The following is a 23,014-nucleotide window of genomic DNA, read 5'->3' as shown; positions in this document are numbered from 1 at the left end:
TTTAGGTGATTATCGGATAAGTGGATGATGCGACAATTGGAATGTAAAGTGTCGCTTTTGTACCTCTTCTCCCCTGTTCGCCAAGGTCCTGAAGATCCAGCATGGCGACGGATTCCGGCCCGTGCTGTTTAATCAGGGAAATACGTTCCCTGATCGTAGCCAATCCAACCGATGTTTTCTTATAGGGATTATCCCGTTGGACAATGCCATTTTTTATACCTACACCGTTATCGATAATGGTAAAACAGACGTAGCTATTCTCCATGCGTCTGACCATTACTTCCAGTTTACCCCGGTATCCGAGATTTTGCCGGATACCGTGATGAATGGCATTTTCAACCAGGGGTTGCACCAGCATCGGCGGAATAAGTATGTCTTTCATGTCGAAATCATTACCTGTGGAAAACACATAATCAAACTCCTGGTTGAACCGGATGGCCTCCAATTCCACATATAATTTCAGCGCGGTCCATTCACGGTCCACACTGACATAACTATAGGTTGAGTTTTCCAGTACCAGGCGGCTCAGCCGGGCAAACTTCTGAACTAACTGGCTGGCCGTTTTTGCATTTTGATCCAAAATATATGATTCAATGGAGTTGAGCACGTTAAAGATGAAATGTGGGTTCATCTGGGCGCGGATGGCCTTAAGCTCACTTTCTGAAATCCGGCGACGGTATTGGGATTCCAGCCGTTCCTTCTGTTCGACCTCCAGCATAATCAATTGCCGCTGAATTTCTTCCGACTGCCTGGCCAGCTGTTCCTGCAATTTACTATTGAATGCCAGCTGCATCCCGTTGATTTTCCGGGATTGGTTTAACCGATACCGGAAAAAGGCATACGTAAGCAAAAAAATGCCCCCGACAATGGTGGCATAAAACCAACGGCTCTGCCAGTAGGGTGTTTGAATACGGAACGGAAGTTGGGCGATGTTATCCGCCCAGTTACCCAGCTCATCCCCCACCCGCACTACCAGTGTGTAGTCGCCACCCCTGACATCCGTGTAAGACACGTCCGAGCGGCCATAGGCAGTCGTTCGCCAGGTGGGGTCAATGCCCTGCAATTGATAGGAAAAACGGACGCGTTCGATATTTTCATAACCCGGGGCTGCCAATGAAAAGGTCAGAAAATTCTGGTCGTCACGCAGGTTGATGTCACCCGCCTTCAGCAGGTGGCTGTAGTCTTCGTCATTGACCTGCAATTTGCTGATAACGGCAGGTTGCAATGCTGGTCTTCGGATCGCATCGCTGGCGTTACCCACGATAAATCCACCTGCGGTAGCCAGTATAATGCGGCCATCGTCGGTGGGGGCAAAGGTCGTCACTTCCGGTTCCCCGGCAGGCATAATGCCCATACCAGGCAGCAGCTGAATGTGTTGCCTTGTTTTGACGTCGAACAACACGGTGCCGTCGTCTGTGTAAATCCAAAAATTTCCGTTTGCGTCCTGTTTCAGGTGATGCCTGGACTGCCACACCATGGGATTTCGGTCAGGCATATTCGCAAAAGCAATACCGGCCGTATTGTGGATTTCCGTAACACCCTGGTAACCGGAAAGCATCCAGACCTGCCCATCTGCTGCCTTGGAGAAGGCACGGATGTAGTTGGAAGGAATACTATTCGGATCCTTGGGGTTATGGGTGTATTGCTGGAAACTTACCGGTTCCTTGCCGGTCGTACGCAGCAGGCCATACCCATCCATCCCGATCCAGATATTGCCTTTTCCATCTTTGGCGAGGTTGACCACTTTCCGGTCGGGCAGTCCATTCGTGGTATCGTATCGCACCAACCGGTGCGTAAGTTGATTATACAGGTACAGTCCGGCATTCCATGCGCCGATCCAGAGGTGTGGTACCCCACCGATGGTATCAGCCAATACCGCATTGCAATCGGCTTCTCTGAAACCATAAGTAGATCCGGAAATCGGCAGTGGCATGGGGCGTTGTCCTTCCCCGAGGGTCCACACGCCCTGATCATAAGTGGAAATGTAATTCTGGCCATTGATCCGGGCCACCTGGCTAACCCAGAGACCGGCCAATGGCAACAAAGCTTCCGTGACTGCCCGTTCGGGATTATATTTACCCAACCCGGTCTCGGTCAGGTACCACCAATAGCCGTCGGCGGCAATCAGCTGAAGAATTTTAGCGGAGGTTTCCACGGGGTACCGGGTATGGAACCGGTTTTGATAGTTGCTGTAACGGATCAATCCTTTCCGCTTTGTTCCGATCCAGACGTTGTCGACGCTATCGACATAAATGGCCGAAATAGCGTCGGATGTCGTGTCCGCAGGTGTGATGCTCGCCCAGCCGATCCGATCGTGCCTGCCGGTATGGGTATCGTAAACGTATAGGCCGTTTCGGTCGTGACCCGCCCATATGGTGCCGTCTTTCCGCATAGCTGCGCACAGGATATTATTATCATAAAACCGGGTATTTCTGCCCAGTGCCAGCAAATCCATATTCCATTTACCGGTGCGGACATCCAACCGGCTGAATCCGCTGTCATAATAATTTAGCCAGTGCATCCCCCCCGTTTCCAGGTATACCTGCCCGCCGTTCTCGATTTCCCACGGCGCAGTGCCAGGGTGCCGGTTAAACTGGCTGGCCTTACCGGTTTGTGGATCAAATTTGAAAAAACCGTGATGCCTCGTTCCGATCCAGAGCATCCCCTCACCGTCTTTAAAGAAATTAAAAACCGTTACCGGACTTTCGGCTGTTAATTTCACGCGTGATATGGTGCGTGTCTTACCATCCATGCGAAGTAAATCTGTTTCCTGGCCGCCAAACCAAATATTGCCGGCATCGTCTTCAATAACACTGTTCAATGCGTGTATGGGAATTACGTTTCCACGCTCCTCAAAAAAGGAAAAATTGGTAAACGCTTCTGCAGCAGGCAGATCGGGACGGTAGCAACTAAGCCCTTTTGTATAGGTCGTCATCCACAGCCAACCCCTGCTATCGCGATACAGATCAGATAAGTCATTATCGGCAACGGACCTGGCATTTTCGGGATCGTGCACCAAAAAAGTGGCCGTGTGCTGATCAAATTTACAAAGTCCTTTATCGGTAGCCAGCCAGAGTATCCCCTGATTGTCGCTGACGATCTTTTTCACTCGGAGGGCCGGCAGCACCCCCTTAGCCGCATAATGTTCGAAATGGTAAAGATGAGTCTGCCCGTGCCCCTGGAGTACGGCAAAACAAACGACCAATATCCCCAGACGCAAGCTCATTTCATTAGGCACCAGGTAATTAACAGATTATTTATGTCTTTGTAAATATCACGATGTTTCTTTATAATCACAAACCTATCCGCATTGATCGCGATTGGCAATATTCCTGCCGACAACAAATTTCCACTTTTTTTAAGCTGAATCTGGGCTAATGCGTAAATCGTGATGTTGGATGAGCGAAGTGCTGAAATGGTTTAGCGAATAAATAGTGACAATTGCTGGCAAGAATTATTTTTTTTCTATTTTAGTCTAACAATTAGTTGGTTAGCAACCATATCCATTTACCATGTCTCACGCATCAATCAGCAGGTCCGTTTGTGTCATTTTAGGTGTGCTTGGCTATGTATTATCAGGCCTCTGCCAACCGGGACAGCCGCTGGACTCCCTGCTTTCCGAGCTGCAGGCACACCCCCAAAAAGATGACCGGCGCGCCGAATTGCTCAATGGCCTGGCTTACCTGCTGCATACTTCTGACCCGCAGCGGTCCATCGCGTACGCCACGGAAGTTATTGGATTTGCCAATCAGTTGAAAGACAGGAAAAACCTGGCAAATGCCTATACGCAACAGGCGATTGCGCGTATTGTGACGTCCGACCTGGATTCGGCTAAAATATGGGGCACACGGTCGCTTGAGTTGCAGCGGGAACTTGGCCATAAAGAGGGGATAGCGGCGAGTATCAGCAATCTCGGCCTCATTTATTACCGACTGAATAACTACCAACAGGCACTCGCTTATTTTCAGGAGGCTGCACAATTATTTAATGAGGTGGGCAGTCCAACTGCGGTGATGATTTACCTGAACATGTCGGCCATATACGCGGAAATCAAAAATTTCAGAAAAGCGGAAGAATACATCTTCTTAGCCCGTAAAAAAAACGGGGAAACCGGCGACAAACGCATAGAAGCCTATGCCCTGCTCAATCTCGGCACACTGTATACGGATGAGGGGGATTACGAAAAGGGCCGTCAGTATCTCGATAGTGCGTTATACGCCAATCAGGTGGTAAACGACCAGGCAAATATCGCTAAAGTTTATGGCAACCTGGGTTCCAACTACTCGCGGATGAAAGATTACAGACGCTCCAATGGGTACTACAAACAGGCATTGGCCATTAATCATACGCTCGACAACGCACGAAGCATCGCAGCTAATAGCACCGGCATAGGGGAAAACTACATCATGCTGGACAGCCTGTCCCTGGCCTATAGCTACTTGTCGCGTGGACTATCACTCGGAAAATCAGCACAGGCCATCGACGTACAACGTGATGCATCCGGAAATTTAAGCCGCTATTTTGAGCAGATCGGACGATACGACAGCGCACTCTATTACAACAGGCAACATGCCCTGCTAAAGGACAGCCTGTACAACGAGTCCAGCCAAAAAGAGCTCACCCGACTGGAGTTGCAGTATGACTTCGACCTTAAGGAACAGGGATACATCCAACAACAGGCCATAGACAAACTGCAAATCAAACAATTGTGGCTCTACGGGGCACTGGCCATTGTGTTGGTCGGCGGCGTTACCGGTTACTTTCTCAACCGTTCGCGTTTACGCGGCATCCGGATGCGCACCGAGATGCGCGAACAAGAGCTCACGCTGCAGGCCGAAACATTACTCTTCCAGCAGCAGCTCTCCGAAAGCGAACTGAAGGCCATCCGTGCGCAGATGAACCCGCATTTCATATTCAATGTGCTCAACTCCCTTGAATGTTATATCCTGGAGAACGATTCACGGTCGGCCAGTAAGCTGGTTCAACAGTTTGCACAGCTTACGCGGATCATTCTCGAAAACTCTACCCAGTCGATGGTAACAGCCGAACGCGAGTGGCTGGCCGTGCAACTGTATGTCGAATTGGAAGATGTGCGGTTTGACCATACATTTGACTATCTGTTTGAGGCAGACCCTTCCCTCGACCTCACCAAGGTCATATTACCTCCCATGCTCATCCAGCCACTGGTAGAAAACGCCATTCTGCACGGTTTGCGTCATATACCAGATTACCGCGGCCAACTGGAGGTCCGTATGACGCAAACCGACGGACATATACTGATTACGGTAGTGGATAACGGTATTGGCCTGGCCACCGCAGCTAAGGCGGCAACGGCACCTTACAAAGAGAAATCCATCGGCATTCGCGGTATCAACGAACGACTGGATTTGCTGCGGCTGCATCATCCTGAAAGCTGTCCCAGCCTAACGATCGACGAAATCCATGAAAACGGGAAAACGGGTACGCGGGTATGCCTGCGACTTCCATTGGTTTATGCTAACTTTCAATCGATGAATCCCGATGAAAAGGTTCAGGTAAAAGAAGGTATCTGATGGTGCATCAACTGGGCTATGCATAATTAACCCCGACATCCTTAACCTCGTTTCGGATGCATACTTGCAGGACGGCTCCAACATCGATGCCCAACTTATGCTGATTGATCGAGAAGCTATTGGCCGGCAGGGAATAGCAGCCTGTTTGACATTGCCACTGATTACCCGCGAACAGCTGCCTGATACAGCCGTTAAGGTATCGTAGCAGATACTTCTTCACTCCACTCACTTTCGACACCATATCGATCAACCGCAGTGACATAGTAGTAATAACGGGTTCCGCTTTCGACATTCGTATCTACATAACCGGCCTGTTCACCTGATGAATCCACCGTTGCAATCTGCTCGGCATCACCCTGGGCCGATGCCCGGTAAAGCCGGTAGCCGTGAATCTTGTCCGAGCCGCCATCCGTATCCCAGGCGACCGTCATTCCGTCTTCTACCGGAACCAGCCGTACACTGCCCGGCGGTAATGGCTTTTGGTATTGTGATGTAAGCTCCACTACCGGGCTTGCCGGACTAAGGTTGCCTGCAGCATCAACAGCACGGATGGCATACCAGTACTGTTGTCCATGCCCCAGGGTGTCTATAAATTCATTCATAACGGTCTCCAGTACCGGTTGGTCACCGAATGCGGTATCCGCGTTTTCCTTTCGGTACACCCGATAAGCTACCACATTTTCCGAACGGATATGCAAATCCAGCCAAGTGAGCGAAACCGTCGTGTCGGTAAGCCATAACGGCCGCAGTTCCCGGGGTGCCTCTACCGGTACCGATTCGCGGCTTCCTGCTCTTAATACTTCGATGATGCCGGAGGGTGGACTCAGCGACTGGGTGGTTGACACGGCAGCGACCATGTAATATGCATGGCCTCCCGACCCCTGTTGTGTGCTATCAACGTAAGAATTTAAACCTGTTGCGGGCGGCAACAGTCCGCTCACCTGTTCCAATGGTGATGTAATGGACCAGGTACGGTATACATAAAATCCCCGCAGGTTGGTTGTATCAGGATAGTACCACGACAACCGTCCGCCTTCAGGTGTATCCTTGCCTTCCAGGTTTTGGGGGGGTAATAGTTTTACGATTCCCTGATAAATTCCGGAAATCCGCGGGGAAGCCTGCGAGAAATTCGCCTCACCCTGTATCAGCAGCTGGTAGTAATAGTTCTTTCCCCCTAACACATCCGGATCGATGTAGGCCGTATCCGTCACCGGTACCGTCGCGATGGTTTCGTATCCGCCGTCGTACACTGCACTCCGTAGGATAACGATATTCTGCAACGCATAGCGTTGTTCCAGTGGCGCCCAATACAACCGTATCCCATTATCTACTGCCTGCGTTTGGACATTGAAGGCCGCTTCGACATTCCGGCGTCCACCTACCTGCAGCGTAACGGTGTCCGAGGGATTACCGGGATTACCAAAAACATCCCGGCCCGAGAGGTAATAGTCGTACCGCACGCCCGAAAGTGCCGTGGTATCGGTGATCAGGTACGTCAGCGAATCCCCCTTGGCATTAACTACTATACCCGAAGGCGTGAACAGCTTTTCGAAATCGGCAGACGAACCGCTTATCCTCCGCCATACGTCAAATTGCATCGCCCCGTTCCCTTGTTCAGACTGCCATTCCAGGTGCGGCCGACTTTCCCCGGGGTCGACAACGGTATTCTTCATCGGCGAAAATGAAGGCAATGTCCGTTCATAAATCACCTGCTCTGACTCAAAACGGGTGCCATCTGTATCGTTGACGAATTGATAAGCATACGTCTGGCCGGTTACCACACCGGTATCCAAAAAGCCTAATCCCAATGCCAAATGGATAATCGGACTACGGGCACCCAACAAAGAAGCGGCATCCTCACCATTCCACACCTGCCATAACGAATCTGTAAGCTCCATAGCGGGTAAACTGTATCCCGGAAACAAGTCAACTGCCTCGCTCATCCGCCGGTGAAAATCAGCACTGCTGGTCGGCTGGGCCGTTTTTCCGACAGGAACATAGTCGGCATCCGCTTTGCCTTTCCGCATAATAGTCAGTCCCGCGCGAGCCACCGCTACCTCGTTGAACTCCATATAGAGTCCAGGAGCCGTTCCGGTGAAATAGGCTTGATCGTCCGCCTTATGCTGTTGAGCCCGACTGCTCATAATGCCGACTAGACCAGTCACCATAAGCATCCACACACATTTCATTAAAACAGGTTTCATAATTATCGCATTAATAATCAAAATCATTGTTTTCACTGCAGCTTTCGTCGGAGAGCCGGGCGTTGAAGTTCACGGTCTTCGTGCATTCTGCGCCGACGCAAAGGTCAAGCAGCGCCAGGAATCCGATACTTACCGATTTCTTGGCCACCAGCATGCACGAAATCTCCGCATTCATATTGATGGAACCACACGCCTTGGCGTTGAACGTAACCCCCGCCGGACTGTTTGTAAAGACTGCCTTCACCCCTACTTCTGCTTTTACTTCGCCCGATATCCCACACCCCATCAATAACTGGGAAACCGGCGACATCCGCGCGTAGGCACGCCCGAACGCCATGGCTCCGATGCCCAGCTCTTGCTCACTACCGCCGAAATTAGCATAGATACGGGCATCCAGGCCTGCCATAGCCCCCACCTCAAGACCAATCCCCGGCACCTCAAATTTCACTTCCTCAATCAGATCTTTCCGCCCAGTCAGGAAGAATCCCTGAATACCATTGGTTTTATATGTATTCGGCAGTCGCTTCACGTACGACACTTCGGTAATCCGTGCTTCCAGTGCCGGCGAAATTTCGGGATAGGAACCTACACACATCCCTACACCCAGCGGGAAAATCAGTGGCACCCCACGTACATTGACATTGGCTCCGGTATAAAAATACCAGCCTTTGGTGTCAAACAGCATTTCAATACCGAGTTTGGTCAGCGTTACTGCCCCTGCTTCCAGTTTGGGCATGCTGAGCGATCCGAATACACGGCCATTGGCAAAGTCAAAATCAAATTTCATATTCGAGAAACCGCCATTGCCCCCGGCTGCACCATCCGCGATTTTTTGTACGGGTATTTCGTCCTGTATTCCTTTCAGCGCTTCCATAGCCACCATTTTGGCCGTCTGTTTGGCTTTATCGGCGATATCAATGCCCGAGAAACCCTTGATGATGCCATTGATCTGCATGGCAGCCCCGATGGGATTGTTGTCGATACCGTTGTTGATGATGTCCATCCCCTCGCCGATCAGCCGCCATTTGCCCGCAAGCTCCTGCATGGCCTGCTCAGCCGATCCGCCCATCTGAAGCAACTGGTTGTAAGTATCGTTTACGCCGCCCAAAGCTTCTTCGAGCGTACGGCGGGCTTCGGCCAGTGCGGGGTCATTTGCTACTTCATCCAACAGATTCGCGGCCATGCGCTCCGCCTCTTCCTGATAGGCCCCCAACACGATTTCCGTCTGCCGCCGTGCTTCATCGGCTACACCGTTGAGGCCGCCGGTAACCATGCTGACGAGGTTTGCTTTCAGCGTGCTGGTTTGTCCCGGCAATTTTACCGTACCCGCAATGCCGATACCCTTTTCGTAGAATAGCTGCGCGTTGTCCTGCTTCAGGGTCGTGAAGGTAGTGCCACCGCTGCCCGTAAAGGAAAATTCCAGCGGACTTACGACCAAACGATTCGTACCCTTGCCTTCCGGATAGTACGAGATGGTGGCCGACAGGTTGTCTGGCACATTGGGAATGTGCAGACTGGCCGAGCCTGAAATAACCAACCGGTCAAACGCGCTGTAGATGCTTTGCGGTTTGAATGACAGCTGGTTTTGAATGGCAATACCCTCCACATCCGTACTGAAACCGAACACTTCTTCGTTGTTGCTCAACAGCGACATATACTGGATCTCCAAACGGTCATTCGGATTGGTCATCCCGGGAAGCCCTTTCAGGTGTGCCGCTTTTCCGTCATCGCTCCGCAGCGTAAATTTGAAATGCCCCTGTCCGGGTATGCGGCCCACATCCGGATCGTAGACAAACACGATGTCTGCCCGTGGATTGACATGCAATTTGATATTCGCTTTGCCGCCAACAGTCAGGTTGTTGCGGAGGTTGGCTGCCTCCGCTCCGGTAGCGTTATGGAAAATAAGCTCGCCGGGGATAATGGAAATCTTGTTCAGCTTAATGTCGGCCTTCCCGGTATACAGGGTATTGTTGTTCAGCACAATACCCCCTGATGTATTGGACAGCGTCCACGACGAGCTGTGCACCTCCCATTCCTCCAATTTGAACCGCACCTCATTGTCGGTCACCACGGGCTCCATGCGGTCGTGCCGTACCACGGCTTTCCCTGCTTTGAGGTCGAGGTTTATGCCACCCTGTATGCGTGCAGTGAGGTTCATGAACAGGTTCACGCTATCGCCCATGACGAACGATTCCCGTTCGCCGGTTGTCTCCGTCTGCCCGTTGAAGCCGAGATACTTGAACCGGATCGGGTCACCCTGGCCCGCCGTAATCGAAAATTTCGTCAGCGGATAGGCCGCACCCGTGCGGAAGACGGGAATATTCAGCTTGTCTGGCCCGTTGGCAACACCATAATTACCCAGGAAAAAGTCTTCGCTACTGATCGTCATGTAGCTGGTGGGGAAGTTGAACGAATTATCGACGATGCGCACCTGCCCATTGAGTACCCCCGTAGTATCGGTCTGGCCTTTGGCCATCGTCAGGTTGCCACCGCCTTGTTCCGCCAGCTGTCCGTTGAAGACCTCGAACACTCGGATACGCAATTGCTTTTGTTCAAATTGGATTTCATCGGCCGTCGGCACAGCCAATGGGATTCCGTTGGCATTTTTGATGGTGGACGCCCTGACCTTTAGGTTTTCAAAGGCCAGCACTTTCGGTCCGGACGCCGATCGGAAGGCAAAATTCGGATTATCCTCCACATCGTACAGTTCACCGCTAACGATGTACCCGCCGTCCGTCGCCCGCAGGGTATTCAAACGGACCGGAAATCCATACAACTTACTGACATCGATATCATTCGCCTCGCGGATCACGAAATCAATGGAAGTGGGAGCCGATAGAGGTTCCTTCCCGCGCTTGGCCAACGACACCGTCTGTCCGATATAGGTTTTGCCCGGCGCCGAATAAGCTGCCGTAACCGCCTGTGGGGTACCCCCTGTATTGACACTCGGCAATAATCCGTTGCCCGGAGCAGCACCCGGTGCCGGGACAATCAGTTCGTAGGTGCCATCCGAGCGGGTTTCTGCCCGCATATCGGACTCGCTGCCCCGCCCCTGATCGACGTAGACCACGGCACCCCTTACCGGCAGGCTATCCGCGGCAAACACTACCCGACCGGTCATTACGGTGGCTGGCTGGACGACAACGGTGATCCGGCGTACCACGTTATCGTCATTGCTTTCAAAATTTTGCGTACGGGGCACGAAAAGCACGTTTTGTTGCGTTAAGCTACTGATATCGAGCTGTCCACTGCCTGTCCCGTTAGCATTACCTGTGTTACCGGCCGGCAGACGCAATCCACCGGATTGCTGCGACTGTCCACCTTTTGCCGGTGGTGTATCAGGCGTCGCTTCCCTCGGTTTGCCCGCTTGGGAACGTGGCCGCGTACCGTTACTCACCCGCACAGTAAAGTTATCGGTGGAATTATTCACATAGGTAAACGATGCAACCCCCATGCTGTTCGTTTTCCGGAAATTATCATCGTCCGCCCCTTCAATCTCCACACTTGCATTGGTGACCATACCTCCGGTGGTGGTTTTCACCAGAATCTCCACGCGGTGTTTCCTCCGCTGCAACTTGAAATCACCAAGGTAGGCCCCCGGCCCTTCCGGATTCACGGCTACCGTAACGCCGATGTAAGCGGGGTCATAGGGTAAGATCATAATCGAATCGGGCCTTGTCGGCAGGTCAATATCAAACCGCTGCAGGTCCGTCACCCGATTGAGCGCCGTGATACCTATCGAAGGATCCACCTGCATTTCCCTTACGGCGCCCGTCACCTGAATGTTGCTTCCCGGCTCTTCCGACCCAGCCATAGCGGCTTGGATAATGGGCGAAAAACTGGCAGCAGCATTTGCATTGAAGGTGGTCTGGGGGATATTGTTTACGAACTTGGTGACCAGCGTTCCGGCATTACCTAACGGCCGCGATGCCGATTGATTACCGTTTTGGCTGGCCTGTTGGATATTTGACTGTACCGCCGAAGCCAAAGAACTTGAATAATACCCATTGTACTCCATAAAGCTCTTTTCGGTTGCGGGTGCGTCCCGTTTTCCTGTATAAGCGTAGGTATCTACCCAGCGGCCACGATCCTTGATCTTCACCCGGGCAGTGACACCGGTATTGGGATTTTCGGCATCCACCACGTAGCCAAAAGCGTTCCGGCCAAGCGGCTTTAGTGCCGTGGTATAATCTTCACGCTGACCGGTAACTCCCGGAGCGATCTGCACGCTGAACGGATCAGCGGGTACCTCGTACCCCGGCGCCGAAACGACGCGCACGTTGAGGTAGCCGATTTTGCCGGTCTTTTCTTCCCCATCATTGCCCGCGTTGATTAGGAAATCCTTGATTTTCGACGAAAAATCGTAGTAGCCATCGGCATTCGTTTCCGTGAATTCAGAAAGGTAGTACACGTTGTTGTTTACTCCGAAGCTAATACTCACGTGGAGTTTGACTCCCTTGATTCCCAATGTGGTAAAATCATCCGTGATCCGTCCGCGTACCTCGGTAGGTTTGGCAAGTACACGGAACGCAACAGGCTGCGTTGCGCTTGGATCAAACTCGCTATTGAAAACAATGTTGTACTGATCCATACGGATAACCCCCTTATTTTCCGATTCAATTGCGGGATTTTCCACTTCCTGCCGCGTTGGGATGTTCTTAGTGGCCGGAAATTCGAGGTAGGCAGTTTCTAACGCGGCTTCGGTAAGCCGGTCGCGGCCATCGGCCTCCAGCATGATCATATCCTGGGTGACTGCCAGCGACTTGGGCACGTTCTCAAAGCGGATGTTTCCCTGTTCATCGCTTGCCCCCTGCCGATACAGCACGTAGGTTTGGAAGTTCGTCATCACATAAGAAGACACTGAAGGTGACGCCGATTGCCATACGCCATACCGCGGCTGCAGTTGCATCGCATTGGAAACCGTATTTCCGGTATTTGATGTGCGGTTGGTAAGCGCAACGAGATTTCCTCCACTATAGGTTGCATTGTAGTTTGGCGTAAACTGTACCGTTTGGAATGCGGTATTTGACGCACCGGGATTACCTGCATTGCCTGTATTGGTTAAAACTCCGCTTGCCATCGTGGCCGTACCCGCCAACATCCCATTTGCGCCGCTATTGAACGGATTTACTTCCCTGTTGATATCGATTCCCTGTACCATTGGCCAATATTTCCGTGTAGCGCTATAGGCAGGCTTATACAGGTTCACCGGCACATTGGCAAACGCACCTAACACATCGGGTTTGTCAAGCGTATTGACTTTCTGCACATGCACATCGATATTGACCGTTTGCACATACGAGGTCAACGTACCGCAGTCGGCATCCTCCCAAGGCTGCACAATAATGTTCTCATCCGGCGCACAATAGTATCGTATATCGGGAACGATGCGATATACCCGTTTTACTTTTCCATATTCCCGTCTCCCGGTCTGGTCCGGTATCGGTGCCGCTACAGATCCCTCCAGCTCAGCTCCTGTGAATTCACCGTTGGGAAAATCAAAGGTGAAGCGGCCTTCCGCATCCGTATAAACCGTTTGCAAGACTTGCATATTGTCTTGAATGGTTTTGCCACCGATTTCGATGTCGTTGCCGAGCAACCGTTCATACTCACTGTCGCTTCCTGCCAGCACGCCGCTCCCCATTACGCCCTGCACAACGGAAGATCCGCTGATTGCGGCAGACCCCGTTACGGCGCTGATTCCCGGGATAAATGACTTGACACCGCTTATGCTCCCCGACGCACCAACCTGTGGGCTTATCAAATCCTGATTGGCATATTGCGCAGCGACCGTTGTAGAGAACGATGTCGTCATTTCGGCAACCCCTTTGCTGGCAATCCCTTGTAATGTTTGACTTTTACTGCTGCGGCCTGCATTGTTGTTCGTCGACGGTTCGTTTTCATCCATCAGGTAGAAGACCACCAACTTAACGGGCATATTCGCATAAGGGGTAGCGGGCACACTGCGATCAGTCTTATAGGCATACTGCAGTTTACCGGTTAGCTTGGTCCTTGGCGGTGTTACCAGGTTTTTATCCAGTGTCAGCCTCGCGGTATCCGGCATGTCATTGTATCGGTAACTCAGCCAGCTGTCGCGGTTTGAACTGGGTTTAGGTGCACCTTTCGGCAAGGCACCACGGTCCGGCTGTACGCCGGCCGCACCCTGTTTTGCGGGCTGCCCTGTTTTGGGATCGCCCGGCTTTTCCTGCGATGCGCCATTGGCGAAAAGCGCTGCGATACCTTTTGTATCGATGGTCTTACCGCCGGCCTGGCCCTGCGGTATTTCTTGCTTACCTATTGGAGAGCCACCCAGGGCCATTTGTATATGGTCCAATGAAGTTTCCATCAGGACCGCATTGCCATTTTCCAGGCTGACCCGGTACCGGTATGGCTCGGTATCCAAATTCTTGAATAACCGTTCAAAATTGACCCGGAACGCCTCCGGGTCGGTGGAACCCGATGGGGAGGGTGTTATCCGTTCAGCAATCAATACTTTATCCGCACCGGATGCAATGTTCAGTCCAGCGTCATCCAGCAAGTCGCCTTCATACTTCGGGATGCCAAGCCGCTCATTGTTCTTGTCAGCCGCATCCCGATAAATCCGGATCCGCGCACCCGCTACATAATCGCCCCGTAACTGATTAAATACCTCCTGCACATTCACACTCAGTGTAAAGCTATTCGCATCTACCACAACGTCCGCCAAATCGCGGGTACCACCGGGAGTAATAGCTAAGTATTCTTCATACGGTTTATAGTGCGGATTGGTCGTCACGAGCTGATACATTAACACCAGGTTTTCCGGTAGTTGCGCAAAATGTTCAAATCTGGGTAGCGGTGATTTTCCCGATGGTCCGCCGGTAAACCAATCCCGCTTTTCATCGGGAATCACACCCGCACTATCCAGCTTCGACATCAGGCAGGTAAGCGTGAAATTACCCTCCTCATCCGTTTCCACAGCCACACCGTCGAGCATAGCTGACTGGGCATCGATGGCCCAGGATTCACGGGATGACAGCGGTACAAGCCGGGCTACCCCGTCCTCATCCAATTCCTGGCGGGCAAACACCTTTTTCAGGTATACCCGTTCATTGGCAACAGGAAATGTGCGGCCCTCGGCATCGGCCGCAAATCGGTAACGGAGTCTTCCCCGGATACGCGTAGTATCCTTTTGCAGTGTGTCTCCCTGGTAAACGACGGCTGGGACCGGCGATTTCTCTTGCGTATTACCAAAAGCAAACTTGACTACCTCACTCATCCCTTGGTTACGGAAACTGGTCGTGCCGAAAGGATCAATAGCCTGCACCATTAACGCATATTGCCTACCTGGAGTAAGCAGCGGATGGCTCGGTCCGTATAGCAACGTATTGGTGCTTACTGTTTCTTCAAAAAATGGTGGTGTGGTGGCTGATTGCATTGCATCGTTTGGATTGCGCGGTACAATCATCTCCACTATTTTTACACGGTATTGTGTCAGCGGTGATGCACCCGGTGGGGTACTCCAGGTAATGGGAAATGCCTGTACACCGGTATTGACGAGCTCCTGCTCATTGAACGGCGTCAGGATGGTCGGTGGTTCCACACTGCTGATAATCAACTGCGTGCACCCGATCGGTTCTTCGGGACTTAATGGTTCATGTGTAGTATAATCCAATGCCTGGATACACAGCTGGTAAGTGCCTTCCGGCAACCCTGTTCCGCGGATGAAATCGGCACGGGAAATCCCCTGGTATTCAATTTGATTAAAATCAAACAGGAAATCGATATCATTGCCATTCAGGTTGATCACCTGGCCCGGAGCAAGCGCGATGGGCTGTGGACTCCGATAACCGGGTTTCACCCAAGCGCCCATCCCATTGTCTCCGGTGATGGATCCGGTTAGTTGCACCTGAACTGCTGATGCAGACGTGTTGGTTAAGGTAAGCAACATCAGATCAGGCCGCGAAGCATACGCCGTGACGCGGCTTTGATAAGGAGGCATAATGCGGACATTTACATTAACCTGGGCGATCGCCCCCTGAACGATCATGCACAGCAGAAAAATTAATATACGTGCCATATTCCGTGGGTTCTTCATAATCCGAAATTGATTTGGTAAGCCAACTCGCCCCGCGTTTCGGTGAAAGCCGGGCTCATGCCCGTAACGGCACTGCCGGGGTTATTGTTGGTCAGGAAAAAGGAAGCCCGGATTCCCTGCCAGTTGTTGATACGATAGTTGAGGTTAAGCGCGCCGTTTATGATCATGCTTTTACCCGACGGTGTGCGGCCCTGCATCAGACTGGCATTGAGGCCAGTCTGTAATTTCTGGCGGGCAAGACTATAGTTTCCACCCAGTGTTACTCCGCTGTAGCTCGTTTGGGTACCGGCACCGTCCATAGCCGTATGGCTGACGCTGGTAAAAAGACTCAACAGCCTAGCGGGAAAACTAATGTTATAATTAATCAGGTATTGGCTGGTATGGATGTCCCGGTTGGTTGCATCCTGCTCAAAATAACTGTTATAATCCTTCATACCGCTGAAATTGACGGAAAGCAGCAGGAGGTGCGTAATCTGGTTACCAATAATGGTATACCGGGGCATAATATTCAGCGTCTGGGTAGTCTGCACAATTTTCAGCGAATCAGCAAACCGCAGGGTATTAGGACGTTGGTTATTGGAGAAGTTACTGTAGTTAATATCAACTCCCAGCCTATCAGTTAACTCCGCACCAATCGTTCCGGAGCCGATAATGCGTTTGTTGGTGGCCTCCTTTTGCAGGTTTACGTTGTCCTGCTGTATTCCCAGGCTGGCATTGACCCTAAGCCTGCCGTTAGGCAGCGTAAAATTGGGGTTAATGGTAATGTTCTCCACGTCATTGGCAAAAAAGTAAGCTCCCATTGTTTTAAAATCCGGTTCAATACGCCGGTAATTCACTTTAATGCCGTAATTTTTTTCCCTATAGCCAATACCAGCATTGAATGCCAGAAACCATTCCGTCGAGCCATTGATTTCCATCAGCCCCCGCAGGCGCTTCAATATCGGGTCATCAATGGAGTCGAGTGAAATCGGTGAATTTAGATCGCGGGTATAAATGCTGGCGGCACCATCACTTTCGATGGAAAGCTTCTTAAACAGCAACAGCCTCATGCTGTAACCCACCACCGTATTGGCGGCAGCCAATACCCGCATGCTGTCCGGCAATAGCAGATCCGGTTTGGATGTGCTATCGTCTTTGGCGTGTAGGAAATTCAGGTCCACATAATTGGTTGCGGTACCAAAACCCAGTTTACCCGCCATTCCCTTGCGACTGAAAGAATACGGGACCAGTGACTGTGTGGTGGTATCAATGACGGTAGCCCGGTTAAGCCGACCGTACATGAAACCCGCCCGGAGTTTGCCGGGGTTAATCTCAAACCCTCCGCCCAGCATCGTATGCCCGGCAAGTGTATATGGTGAGAACGTGACATTCCGGTAGCCTGCATAGAGGGTAATCCACTTATATGTCGGGCTCATGCCAAACTGGTTAAAGGGTTGGCGAAAGCTACGTTCGTCTTTGCTGACAACGAAGCTGAATGGAATCTGCCATCCGTAAACGCTTATCGTCGGACTTCCACTAAGCAGGTAAGTGAATGGGTCGCGCCGGTTAGCAATGCCATTGGCGTTGTAAAAAATGCCCCGTAGTTCCAGTCCGCCATTAAAGCCAACAGGCTTCTGATTCTTTAAGTTTGAAAGATCCTGCGCTAGCAAGCGTTCGGTGAATACCATCAACAGGATGAGCGGGAATAAAAAACGGATTGCTGTCATAACCGGTTATTTTGCGGCTAATCCGCCAAATTGAAAGAGGATCTTACCGCATTGTAATCCTGCCAGTTGATCTGAATCTGTGCAGATACCCCACCTGGAATCAATATATACCGGAATTCACGTCCATTAATTGTCGTGTTCTGAGCAGCAATAACAATCGAACCCACCATTGCCCGATAACCGATTTTATATTCGTTGGTAAAAAGCGTCCCTTCTCCAATCTGCACAATTTCCATCGTCCCGTGGTTGTCATACTTCATGTACACGGCAATCTGTCCGCGGTCAAATAGTTCCTGTGTTAGTTTGGGTGCGGAAATCGTGAATGCATTGGCTGCCGGTGACTCAGGTACTTTAATCCAATCACTATACACCACGTTAGCCGATCCAGGAACACCCTGCGGGCCCCGGGGTCCAGCCGGACCTTGCTCACCTTGGGGACCACGGGGACCTATCGGGCCGGTATCGCCATCCTCGCCCCGCGTACCCTGGGCCCCGGTAGCACCCCGTGGACCTGTCGCTCCCTGGTCTCCCTTTTGACCCTGTGGTCCCTGAGCACCGGTGGCGCCCCGTGAACCCGCTTCACCCCGATCGCCTTTATCCCCCTTGTCTCCTTTTTCACCATCTACTCCCATTTCACCCGGTTCACCTCGGGGTCCGATAACGCCTTCTTTCGTACAGCCCAGTGTACAACAAATCATGCTAAACATCAGTAGGTTGATTTTAATCAAATGCAGTGTTTTCATAATGGTTCTGTTTACAACTGGATCGAAATACGTTATTCTTTTCCGTGCCGTTGAAGCAAATGAGTGAACACCTGATCCAAATGCGTAAAATCCATCAATGATTGAGTAAGCAAAAAAACAGGTTACAAAAAAAACCCGCCAAATGGCGGGCTCATACGCATCAATATTACCTTGGATTACAAGTTATTCAACCAGTTTATATCCTGTTGTGTAGCCAGTTGCGGGGTCATTGTATAGGTGGCATTCGCTACCACAGTAATGTTTTCCTGCTTTGAAAAATAGAGGTTATGCTGCGCATCCTTGGCAATCATTACTACGGCAATCTGTTCACCAATCGGAATATTGGGCGTTACGGAAAAGCTTTCGGTGCCAAACCGATTCATTGCCGGATCATAATTTAACCCGATAACGGCATTGATGTCTTCAAAAACCATTAACACCGCGACGTCCTGCAGGCCATTTGTTGACCCGGGTGTTAACTGAACATGTACAAAGGTCAGCTGGCTTGGCGGATAGTTCAGAAACTTGTCAACATTTATCCAACCAAATGCGGGAATAGTGAAGTCATAAGCGTACGGACCGACCATACTCTGCGGAGATTCATCAAAGACCAGCCAGGTAAAGGAATCGTCGCTCAGTACATTGCCGTCAAACCGGGGACCCTGGTTGAATAGGATCATCCCATTGGGATTAATTGCAGGATCACGCGGTAGTTTAACCTGAACAGGATTAGTACTCCATTGTCCGTTTACCGGATTCAGCAACAGCGTATCCCCCTGCTGGATTGCCTGGATGTATATTTCCCCACCCGACTCCAGCAGCTGGCCATTTGATTCTGTTGGGACACCAGCCAGCAACAGGTCCTTTTTCGTGAGGATTTCGATGATACCAATCTCCACATCACCGGTGACCACATCGCCGTTTGCATTTACAAAGGCTGCTGCGGGGAACGTGATCTCCGTGCCACCGGCACCCGTAATGGAGAATCCGGCTGTGGCATTTCCGGTAAACAATTGAAGTTGGGCCACATGCTCGTTTTCAAACACCGTGGCATTAATCAGCTGCGGTTGAAGGGACGTTTCTTTATGACAGGCATTGAATGCCAACATCAATAGTGCGAAACCCGTGGATAAGAATAAAGACTTTTTCATGATTGCTGTTTTAAAGTTAAACCATTCGGCCGGGGGCTGACCCGGCATTTGTTGTATTTATTCGTATATCCATACGGGAGGATAATTGTTACCCTCTATCCGTAGCTATTTTAAAAAATTGACCACAGGCTGCCCGGCAGGACAACTTTCATGAAAGGAGTATGGATGATTCAACCGGTTTTCGGCAGTGTATATCAGGCTATTGCAATTTACGCAGCAGTTTTTCCGCCTTTTCATAATAAGGGCTGGAAACCGTAACCTGTTTAGCGTAGTTTGCGGCCTGTTGTTCGTTTCCAATATGCCACAGTGCCACAGCCGTAAAATAACGGGCGTCATCAGCAAATACCGACGGACCATCGGCAATGGGCCGCAGCTGTGCCGCGGCGCGATGATAGTCCTGCTGCCCGATATGACTAAGCCCTAGGAAGAACCGGTAACGGATAACGGTTGTATCGCGCTGTACCAAAGCAGCCAACAACTCGGCACTGCTATCATAGTCCGCCGCATTAAATGCCCGGGCGGCTTCCTCGTAATCAGTGTCCGATGCATTACCCCGCGTTACCGCCAGCGACATTTCTGGCAGTTGGTTGAAGTCTGTGGTAAACCATCCGAAAAAGTTAAATGCAACGAGCAGGCAGGCTGCGGCAGCCATCGGAATCAGCCAGGTAATCATACGCCGTTTCTTTAGCGCAGGCCGGCCGGCAAAATGGTTGTCGCTCACCTGTCGCAGTGTTTCCTGTAACGCAGGGAGCCCTTCCGCAGCACGCTGGTGCTTACCGATAATTGCGTGAAGTTCTCGCTGATGATTGGTTTCCTCCCGCAGTGCCACATTCCGTTGTAGCTCCTGTTCGAAAACACGTCGCTCTTCCGGGGTTAGCAGTCCGTCCAAATAATCCTGAATATGTTCAAAATAATGCTCCATTTAACGTTCCTCCTGCTTAAATAACGGATGTGCCCGCACCAGTTTACCCAATTGGGCCATGCATTCGCTTTTTTTCTTTCGTAAGTACGCATAGGTTAACCCCAACTGCTCCGCTACCTGTTCCTGATGCTGCTTTCCCATACAGGCCCTGATGATCTCCCGGCATTTTTCACCCATGGTTTCCAGTACCTGCATCACAGTCGATTCGCGTTCGATCTGTTCGGCATATTGACGCGCTTCGGTCTCCTCATGCTGTTCAATAGTAAATCCGTCATCCAGTGATTTTGTTACGGGGCTTATTGATTTTTTTTTCAGCGCATTCAGCCATTTCCGCTTACATACCGTGATCAAAAATGCTTCGAACGGACAGGTTAATGTAAATTTCCCGTCGGCACTCAACCGGTAAATAGCTACCAGCGCTTCCTGCAGCACATCTGCCGCATCCGATTCATCGCCATTATTATGGCAAATCATCCGGGTAACCTTACCGGCAAATCGCTGGTAAATTTCCGTAATCCCCTTACGATCGTTTTGCTTTAGGTAGTTGATGTATCGTTGGTCCGGATGCATAGGTGCGGCTTGTATGAATTGAACGCCCGTAAAAATAAAAAAATTTATTACTTTCAGCCCTTAAAAGCAACCTGACAATTATGGGAATAAAACACTACCTGTTCTTTTTTTTTCCTTCCCTTCTCTTTTTTCAAGCGTACAGCCGGGAAGCCGACACTGTTGAAACGCAGATAGCTGTGCAGTTCATCCGTGAACAAGCCGTGTTTACAGCCGAATTACCGGTTTTACAGGGTATTCCCGGGGGCAGGCAGCCATTCTATACCTACCTTTGGGATTTTGGCGACGGACATTTCAGCACAGCGGAAGCGCCAACGCATGTATATACCAAGTCAGGCGATTACGATGTGACACTCTATACGGTGAGCAATTATGACAACGGCCCACGTCCGAAACGCCCCACACGGAAAGTCAGGGTAGAACCGGGCAATACCGGGCCGCAGAAAGTGGCTTCAACCGCGGAACAGCATTTCTTTTCGTCAAACGGCATTTTCCAGCTGACTAAAAATGCCAATGCACTGCCTGGCGAAGATATGGTCGTGGTTGCGGGAATAAAAACGAAAGAAAAAGGAAAAGTCTTCCTGCTTACCAATGAAAAAATTTTTGGTCCGCCGGGTTTTGTGTATACGGGTCAGTCGACTTACAACGGAGAACAGTTGCTGCAATTGGAAGATTCCAAAATGCTGCAGGGATTATGGGCAGCCGTACCCGGTGCAATGGTGACCCAAAGCGGAAGTCCGGATTACGGAATCCGGGAAGAACTTCAATTTACCGAAAAAGAGGCCATTTCCTATTTTTCAGATTTGTATGGCAGCTACAATACCGTTACTGCTTATGATGTTGATGCCGCGACGGACGCGCAATTTTCACTGATCAATTTAGCGATCACCCCTGAAATGCTGACCGACACCAATGCTACGGTAACCATCACGGGTGTGTTCCTCCCTGAAACGGGGCCAGCTACCGTGCATCGCCTTGATGTCCCCATCGTCACATCCCATGACCCCAACAAGATGTCGTTAAAGCAATCACGGCTCAGTTACCGTGCCTTATCCCGGCGCAAGGAACTCACCTACAAAGTGCAGTTCCAGAACGACGGAGAAGGTGATGCTAAGAATATCCGACTGGAAATTGAACTGCCGGAGGCATTGGACCCCGCAACATTCAAATTACTTAACCTATACCCGGTGCTTGATTCCTGCTCCACCGAAGGGCTGAGCTGCTATCAGTACCATATTAAAGGTGCGGACACACTGGTATTTCAATTTAACAACATTGCGCTGCCTGGCTCAAAAGCACCTGATGTGCACGATAAAGACAGCACACGGGGTTTTATACGCTTTACTGTTCAGCCCCGAAAGAAGCTGCCCAACCGTCCGTTCCGGGGGCAGACAAATATTTTCTTCGATAAAAATGAACCGATTATCACTAATTTCGCCACCGGGAGGTTCCGGAAAGGCTTTTCTCCGATCGTCTTCGCAGGCTATCACCATTTCCTGCAATCACCTGAACGGGAGGACATCGGAAATGCCGACAATCCGGTAAGGACAAATCTGAAGAACGGGGCATTATTGGGTATCGGACTGGCGCCCATCGCACCTTATCGCAAGCTGTATTGGCAGGTAGAACTTTATGCCAATACGTATTCATTTACTGAATCGCGCACCATTTTTGAATACGGCACGATTCAATACCAGATACCGGACAGTGATCGCATACAAACTGTTGAATATGAACGATACGATCGCCATACCCAGGCTAAGTACTTGCAATTGCGCATCGTTCCGCTGCATATACGCTATAATTTCAACAGCTGGTTCTCGGCCGGCGTCGGGGCCCTTGCTAATGTAACGTTCAATACATCGCATCGTGAGGAACGCACATACAACTTGATCTTAGCAAACGGAGAAACAACGGTACAACAACCCCAGAAAGTAGACCGGCTACCCGCAAGCAGATTAGGTCTCCAACCCTTTGCCGATTTTAATTTCGGTCGGACTTATCTCGGACCCGTACTGGGCCTGCGGTACGTGTATGGGGGCAATCAAGGACAGTTTGGGCAATTGTATGCGGCCTGGCGACTTTAACGCAT

The 23,014-nt window shown here is 50.9% G+C and carries 10 protein-coding genes; 2 read left to right on the top strand and 8 right to left on the bottom strand.

Features of this window, described 5'->3' with window-relative positions; translation table 11 throughout:
- Position 1: 1 nt before the first annotated feature.
- A complete protein-coding gene (locus tag NEV57_RS13380; protein ID WP_257658842.1) occupies positions 2-3,226 on the bottom strand; it encodes a sensor histidine kinase in 3,225 nt (1,074 codons plus the stop codon).
- Between the two features lie 286 nt (positions 3,227-3,512).
- On the opposite strand from NEV57_RS13380, the gene NEV57_RS13375 reads away from it, so the two are divergent.
- Positions 3,513-5,552, top strand: coding sequence for a tetratricopeptide repeat-containing sensor histidine kinase (locus NEV57_RS13375; protein WP_257658841.1), 2,040 nt, complete (start codon positions 3,513-3,515; stop codon positions 5,550-5,552).
- Positions 5,553-5,743: 191 nt separating this feature from the next.
- On the opposite strand, the gene NEV57_RS13370 is transcribed toward NEV57_RS13375, so the two are convergent.
- The 7 genes from NEV57_RS13370 to NEV57_RS13340 all read right to left on the bottom strand — a co-directional run bounded on the left by NEV57_RS13370 (position 5,744) and on the right by NEV57_RS13340 (position 20,925).
- Entirely contained in the window at positions 5,744-7,756 is a 2,013-nt protein-coding gene (locus NEV57_RS13370) for a fibronectin type III domain-containing protein (protein WP_257658840.1), read from the bottom strand.
- 10 nt (positions 7,757-7,766) lie between these two features.
- Positions 7,767-15,815, bottom strand: a complete 8,049-nt coding sequence (locus NEV57_RS13365; RefSeq protein WP_257658839.1) for a hypothetical protein — start codon at positions 15,813-15,815, stop codon at positions 7,767-7,769.
- 14 nt (positions 15,816-15,829) lie between these two features.
- A complete protein-coding gene (locus tag NEV57_RS13360) occupies positions 15,830-17,539 on the bottom strand; it encodes a hypothetical protein (RefSeq protein ID WP_257658838.1) in 1,710 nt (569 codons plus the stop codon).
- A gap of 17 nt (positions 17,540-17,556) precedes the next feature.
- On the bottom strand, positions 17,557-18,282 hold the full coding sequence (locus NEV57_RS13355; protein WP_257659016.1) for a collagen-like domain-containing protein: 726 nt from the start codon (positions 18,280-18,282) through the stop codon (positions 17,557-17,559).
- Positions 18,283-18,458: 176 nt separating this feature from the next.
- A complete protein-coding gene (locus NEV57_RS13350; RefSeq protein ID WP_257658837.1) occupies positions 18,459-19,433 on the bottom strand; it encodes a hypothetical protein in 975 nt (324 codons plus the stop codon).
- Positions 19,434-19,632: 199 nt separating this feature from the next.
- The gene (locus NEV57_RS13345; protein ID WP_257658836.1) at positions 19,633-20,355 is read right to left on the bottom strand and encodes a hypothetical protein; all 723 of its coding nucleotides are present in this window, start codon (positions 20,353-20,355) and stop codon (positions 19,633-19,635) included.
- On the bottom strand, positions 20,356-20,925 hold the full coding sequence (locus NEV57_RS13340; protein ID WP_257658835.1) for an RNA polymerase sigma factor: 570 nt from the start codon (positions 20,923-20,925) through the stop codon (positions 20,356-20,358).
- An 80-nt stretch (positions 20,926-21,005) separates the two neighbouring features.
- Here NEV57_RS13340 and NEV57_RS15745 point away from each other — a divergent pair, with 80 nt between their 5' ends.
- A complete protein-coding gene (locus tag NEV57_RS15745) occupies positions 21,006-23,009 on the top strand; it encodes a DUF7849 domain-containing protein (protein ID WP_307876448.1) in 2,004 nt (667 codons plus the stop codon).
- Positions 23,010-23,014: the final 5 nt, after the last annotated feature.

The sequence above is a fragment of the Parapedobacter lycopersici genome, from assembly GCF_024643285.1.
Classification (GTDB): domain Bacteria; phylum Bacteroidota; class Bacteroidia; order Sphingobacteriales; family Sphingobacteriaceae; genus Parapedobacter; species Parapedobacter lycopersici.
The sequence above is the reverse complement of the archived record's forward strand: the minus strand, read 5'-3'. Positions and strand labels throughout refer to the sequence as shown.